The sequence below is a fragment of the Nocardia aobensis NBRC 100429 genome, assembly GCF_000308375.1.
GTDB lineage: Bacteria > Actinomycetota > Actinomycetes > Mycobacteriales > Mycobacteriaceae > Nocardia > Nocardia aobensis.
On record NZ_BAFQ01000034.1, the window covers coordinates 1 to 5,642 of the forward strand.

Consider the following 5,642-nt stretch of genomic DNA (forward strand, 5'->3'; position numbering starts at 1 on the left):
CGCACGGCGCCGCCACCGACGCGCAGCGCAGTTTCGGAGCATTGGCGCCCGCGCTGCGCCGCGCGGGATATTGCGTATTCGCGGCCGATATCGGCCGGGTTCCGTTCCCGGCGCCGGGCACGAGCGGCGCCGCCGATCGGGGGTGGCCCGGTCTGGGCCCGGTGGCGGCGGCCCTGCAGGGAAATGTGATCTACGGCGTCGCGGACATCGGGTCCCAGACGACGGAGCTGAGCACCTTCGTCTCGACGGTCCGTAACGCCACCGGCGCGGCGAAGGTGATCATGGTCGGTCATTCCACCGGCGGCACCGAGATCCGCGAGCTGGTGCGGCGGCGCCCCGACGTGGTGGCGAGTGTGGTCACCGTCGGGACGCCGTACCGGGGATCCACCTTCGAGGGCCTGCCCAGCATGTTCCCGTTCTACGGGGCCCTGGGGATGGACGGGCAGCAGACCGCGGCGCAGGTCTTCGGTCCCGCGGGAGCCGAACAGGTTCCCGGCGCCCCGACGCTGGCCGCGCTGAACGCCGGCGGCGAGACCCCGCCCGGCATCCGCTACACCGCGATCGCGAGCCGCACCGACGAGGTGATCACACCTCCGGAGACCGCGCTGCTGGCCGCACCACGGCCGGGGGACCGCAATTCCTGGGTGCAGGACGGCTGTCCGAACCTCGCGGTCGGCCACGACGAATTGCTGTCGGCCCCGCGCGTGATCGCCGACATCCTGGCCGCGGTCGCGGACGCGCCGCCGCCCCCGCCCTGCTGAGTCGCGTGCCCTGCCGAGTCGCGACGCCCGGCGAGCCGGGCCGGTTCGGCTACTTCGGTGTCACCCAGGTGGTGATGTCGGCGTGTACGACCTCGACGCCGCGTTTGTCATAGATCGACACGGGGACAACCACTTCCGTTCCCTCGGTGAGGCCGTCGAAGTCCGGGATCCGGTCGAGTTTCGCGACCGCGCGCAGACCCGATTCGGCCTTGGCCAGGTACTGCACGTTCATCGCCTTGGGGATCCAGCGGTGGGTGGTCGGCACCGTCGCCTCGCTCAGCATGCCCATCGCGACCTCGGCCAGATTGCAGGCCGCGATCGCGTGGAAGGTGCCCAGATGATTGTGGATCCCGAACCATTTCGGCGCGGTGACCTCGCACAATCCCGGCTCCAGCCGCGCGACGTTCGGGACGACGGTGCCGAAGTAGGGGACGCGGGCGATCATGCCGACCGAGAACAGGGCATGTCCGAGCCGGTTGTCGGGCAGCTTCTTCCAGCCGCGATACGTGGCGGTCTCTGTGCTCATGGCCAGCATCTTACTCTGGAGTAAGTTCGACGCGCCGCGACCCGGTCCGGTACCGTCCGACCAGGACCGCGGCATGTCCGCCGGAGCGGACGACCCCCGATTTGGAGTGGGTGGGGGGGCTCGGGCATACTGTTCGGGTTGCCTGCAGCGGTGGTGTGCGTCCATCGCCGGTAGGTGAGCAGGACCCACTGAGTATCGGCGTCGAGTCCGGCGCGGGTACGTCCGGGACGAAGTTCCGAGACCCACCAGGTGAAGTATGCCCGGGGTCGAAGAATGAGCGGAGAGGCGACACGCCCGACCGCGTGGACCGGAAGAACCATGACAGATGAACAGCGGCGATGGATCGGGTGCGCCCCGGTCGTGATGGTGGCTGATGCGTCTTCGTGTGTTCGGGCTGTGCAAATGAGGGTGGTTCGGGAGCGAAAGCTCCTGGGTCACAACGTAAGCGGAGAAAAGGACACTCAGCGTGGCGGGACAGAAGATCCGCATCAGGCTCAAGGCCTACGACCATGAGGCGATCGATGCGTCTGCACGCAAGATCGTCGAGACGGTGACCCGCACCGGTGCCCGCGTCGTCGGGCCGGTGCCGTTGCCGACCGAGAAGAACGTGTATTGCGTCATCCGCTCGCCGCACAAGTACAAGGACTCGCGCGAGCACTTCGAGATGCGCACGCACAAGCGGCTGATCGACATCCTCGACCCGACGCCGAAGACGGTCGACGCGCTCATGCGCATCGATCTGCCGGCCAGCGTCGACGTCAACATTCAGTGACGGGGATTGCAGATATGACTGACAACAAGAACAGGCCCGCCGCGGGCATCCTGGGCACCAAGCTCGGTATGACCCAGGTGTTCGACGAGAAGAACCGCGTCGTTCCGGTCACCGTCGTCAAGGCCGGACCGAACGTCGTGACCCAGATCCGCACCGAGGAGCGCGACGGCTACTCCGCCGTTCAGATCGCTTTCGGCGCGATCGACCCGCGCAAGGTGATCAAGCCCGTCGCCGGGCAGTTCGCCAAGGCCGGTGTCACCCCGCGCCGCCATGTCGCCGAGATCCGCGTCGCCGACGCCGGCTCGTTCGAGGTGGGCCAGGAACTGTCGGCCGATGTCTTCGAAGAGGGCACCTACGTCGACGTGACCGGCACCAGCAAGGGCAAGGGCTACGCCGGTGTCATGAAGCGTCACGGCTTCAAGGGCCAGGGTGCCGCCCACGGTGCGCAGGCCGTGCACCGCCGGCCGGGCTCCATCGGTGGTTGCTCCACCCCGGGTCGCGTGTTCAAGGGCATGCGGATGGCCGGCCGGATGGGTAACGACCGCGTGACCACGCAGAACCTCTCGGTCCACAAGGTGGACGCCGAGAACGGCCTGCTGCTGATCAAGGGCGCGATCCCGGGCCGCAAGGGCGGCATCGTGATCGTCAAGAGTGCTGCGAAGGGTGGTGCCCGGGCATGAGCACCGACACTAAGACCAACCTGACGCTTCCCGTGAAAGAGCCGGGCGGCAAGACCAACGGCACCGTCGAACTCCCCGCGGAGATCTTCGACGCGACCGCCAACATCGCGCTGATGCACCAGGTCGTCGTGGCCCAGCAGGCCGCGGCTCGCCAGGGCACGCACGCCACCAAGACCCGCGGCGACGTCCGCGGCGGTGGTAAGAAGCCGTACCGCCAGAAGGGCACCGGCCGCGCCCGCCAGGGTTCGACCCGTGCGCCGCAGTTCACCGGCGGTGGCACCGTGCACGGCCCGCAGCCGCGCGACTACTCGCAGCGCCTGCCCAAGAAGATGAAGGCCGCCGCCCTGCGTGGCGCCCTGTCGGACCGGGCCCGCAACGAGCGCATCCACGTGATCAGCGAACTGGTCGCCGGCCAGACGCCGTCCACCAAGGCCGCCAAGAACTTCCTGGCCGAGCTGTCGGACCGCAAGAAGGTTCTGGTCGTGGTGGGCCGCGAAGATGTCACCGCGTGGAAGAGCGTGGCGAACCTGCAGGGTGTGCACCCGATCGCGCCGGACCAGCTGAACACCTACGACGTGCTGCTCAGCGACGACGTCGTGTTCAGCGTCGAGGCGCTCAACGCGTTCGTGCACGGCCCGGCCGAGTCTGCACAGGAGGAAAGCAAGTGACCACCATCGCCGACCCCCGCGACATTCTGCTCGCGCCGGTGATCTCCGAGAAGTCCTACGGGCTGATCGAAGAGGGCACCTACACCTTCCTGGTGCACCCGGACTCGAACAAGACGCAGATCAAGATCGCCGTCGAGAAGGTTTTCGGCGTCACGGTCACCAGCGTCAACACTGCCAACCGTCAGGGCAAGCGCAAGCGGACCCGCTTCGGTTACGGCCAGCGCAAGAGCACCAAGCGCGCGCTCGTGACCATCTCGGCCGACAGCAAGCCCATCGAGATCTTCGGAGGCCCGGTCGCGTAAGCGGTCGGATCTTCAGAAAGCAGAGAAGAACTCATGGCAATCCGTAAGTACAAGCCGACTACGCCGGGTAGGCGCGGGTCGTCCGTTTCGGACTTCGCCGAGATCACCCGGTCCACTCCCGAGAAGTCGCTGCTGCGCCCGCTCACCAAGTCCGGTGGTCGTAACGCGCACGGCCGGATCACCACCCGTCATCGCGGTGGCGGTCACAAGCGGGCCTACCGTCTGATCGACTTCCGTCGGTTGGACAAGGACGGCATCCCGGCCAAGGTCGCTCACATCGAGTACGACCCGAACCGCACCGCCAACATCGCCCTGCTGCACTACGCCGACGGCGAGAAGCGCTACATCATCGCGCCGAAGGGCATCGCCCAGGGCACGCGGATCGAGTCCGGCACCGGCGCCGACATCAAGCCCGGCAACAACCTGCCGCTGCGCTCGATCCCGACCGGTACCACCATCCACGCGGTGGAGCTGCGTCCGGGCGGTGGCGCCAAACTGGCTCGTGCCGCCGGTATGAGCATCCAGCTGCTGGGTAAGGAAGGCGCCTACGCCGTTCTGCGTATGCCCTCCGGTGAAATCCGCCGCGTCGACGTGCGCTGCCGCGCCACCGTCGGCGAGGTCGGCAACGCCGAGCAGTCGAACATCAACTGGGGTAAGGCCGGCCGTATGCGCTGGAAGGGTCGCCGCCCCACGGTCCGTGGTGTCGTCATGAACCCCGTCGACCACCCGCACGGTGGTGGTGAGGGCAAGACCTCCGGTGGTCGCCACCCGGTCTCGCCCTGGGGTAAGCCCGAAGGCCGTACTCGTAAGCCCAACCGTCCGAGCGACAAGCTCATCGTCCGCCGCCGCGGCAAGAAGCGTTAAGGAGGAGGTTAAAGATGCCACGCAGCCTCAAGAAGGGCCCGTTCGTCGACGAACACCTCCTCAAGAAGGTGGACGTCCAGAACGAGAAGGGCACCAAGCAGGTCATCAAGACCTGGTCGCGTCGTTCGACCATCATCCCCGATTTCATCGGCCACACGTTCTCGGTCCACGACGGCCGCAAGCACGTGCCGGTGTTCGTCTCGGAGAACATGGTCGGGCACAAGCTCGGTGAGTTCGCGCCGACCAGGACGTTCCGGAGCCACGTCAAGGAAGATCGGAAGAGCAAGCGGCGATGAGCGAACAAGACACCACGCTTCAGAACCCGACCGCGCGCGCGACCGCGAAGCACGTTCGCGTCACTCCGATGAAGGCTCGCCGCGTCGTGGACCTGGTCCGCGGCAAGCGGGTCGAGGATGCGCTGAACATCCTGCGCTTCGCGCCGCAGGCCGCCAGCGAACCCGTCGCCAAGGTCGTGGCAAGCGCCGCGGCGAACGCCGAGAACAACTTCGGCCTGAACCCCGACACCCTGGTCATCTCGACGGCGTATGTCGACGAGGGCGCGACCATGAAGCGTTTCCAGCCGCGTGCCCAGGGCCGCGCGTTCCGGATCCGCAAGCGCACCAGCCACATCACGATCGAGGTCGAGAGCGTCGCCAGCGCCGCCCCGGCTCGTAGCCGCCGGAAGGGAGGGGCTAAGTAAATGGGACAGAAAATCAATCCCCATGGCTTCCGCCTCGGTATCACCACCGATTGGAAGTCCCGCTGGTACGCCGACAAGCAGTACAAGGAATACGTCAAGGAAGACGTAGCGATCCGCAAGCTGCTGAGCACGGGTATGGAGCGGGCCGGCATCTCGAAGGTCGAGATCGAGCGCACTCGTGACCGCGTCCGGGTGGACATCCACACCGCGCGTCCGGGCATCGTGATCGGCCGTCGCGGCGCCGAGGCCGACCGCATCCGCGCCGAGCTGGAGAAGCTCACCGGCAAGCAGGTTCAGCTGAACATCCTCGAGGTCAAGAACCCCGAGTCGGATGCGCAGCTGGTTGCCCAGGGTGTGGCCGAGCAGCTG

General features: G+C 67.1%; 10 protein-coding genes. 9 read left to right on the forward strand and 1 reads right to left on the reverse strand.

Annotated elements, in window-relative coordinates; translation table 11 throughout:
- The coding region (locus tag RJ03_RS03895) for a lipase family alpha/beta hydrolase (RefSeq protein ID WP_036498165.1) at positions 1-761 on the forward strand (761 nt) is incomplete at its 5' end.
- Between the two features lie 49 nt (positions 762-810).
- Here RJ03_RS03895 and RJ03_RS03900 read toward each other — a convergent pair.
- Positions 811-1,287, reverse strand: a complete 477-nt coding sequence (locus RJ03_RS03900) for a hotdog fold domain-containing protein (RefSeq protein WP_036498172.1) — start codon at positions 1,285-1,287, stop codon at positions 811-813.
- A 466-nt stretch (positions 1,288-1,753) separates the two neighbouring features.
- Here RJ03_RS03900 and rpsJ point away from each other — a divergent pair, with 466 nt between their 5' ends.
- The 8 genes from rpsJ to rpsC all read left to right on the forward strand — a co-directional run.
- Positions 1,754-2,059 carry a 30S ribosomal protein S10 gene (gene rpsJ, locus RJ03_RS03905; RefSeq protein ID WP_003938093.1) on the forward strand — a complete coding sequence of 102 codons (306 nt, stop codon included), beginning with the start codon at positions 1,754-1,756 and terminating at the stop codon, positions 2,057-2,059.
- A gap of 14 nt (positions 2,060-2,073) precedes the next feature.
- Positions 2,074-2,739 carry a 50S ribosomal protein L3 gene (gene rplC / locus RJ03_RS03910; RefSeq protein WP_036498166.1) on the forward strand — a complete coding sequence of 222 codons (666 nt, stop codon included), beginning with the start codon at positions 2,074-2,076 and terminating at the stop codon, positions 2,737-2,739.
- Entirely contained in the window at positions 2,736-3,407 is a 672-nt protein-coding gene (rplD, locus tag RJ03_RS03915; protein WP_036498167.1) for a 50S ribosomal protein L4, read from the forward strand. Before rplC ends, rplD begins: the two co-directional genes overlap by 4 nt.
- Positions 3,404-3,709 carry a 50S ribosomal protein L23 gene (gene rplW, locus RJ03_RS03920; RefSeq protein WP_025347175.1) on the forward strand — a complete coding sequence of 102 codons (306 nt, stop codon included), beginning with the start codon at positions 3,404-3,406 and terminating at the stop codon, positions 3,707-3,709. The genes rplD and rplW overlap by 4 nt, the downstream gene beginning before the upstream one ends.
- Before the next feature lie 33 nt (positions 3,710-3,742).
- Positions 3,743-4,573 carry a 50S ribosomal protein L2 gene (gene rplB, locus RJ03_RS03925; RefSeq protein WP_036498168.1) on the forward strand — a complete coding sequence of 277 codons (831 nt, stop codon included), beginning with the start codon at positions 3,743-3,745 and terminating at the stop codon, positions 4,571-4,573.
- Between the two features lie 14 nt (positions 4,574-4,587).
- A complete protein-coding gene (rpsS, locus tag RJ03_RS03930; RefSeq protein ID WP_030513362.1) occupies positions 4,588-4,869 on the forward strand; it encodes a 30S ribosomal protein S19 in 282 nt (93 codons plus the stop codon).
- On the forward strand, positions 4,866-5,273 hold the full coding sequence (rplV, locus tag RJ03_RS03935; RefSeq protein WP_025347178.1) for a 50S ribosomal protein L22: 408 nt from the start codon (positions 4,866-4,868) through the stop codon (positions 5,271-5,273). The genes rpsS and rplV overlap by 4 nt, the downstream gene beginning before the upstream one ends.
- Positions 5,274-5,642 (forward strand): 30S ribosomal protein S3 (rpsC, locus tag RJ03_RS03940; protein ID WP_036498170.1); only part of this gene is annotated, 369 nt, incomplete at its 3' end.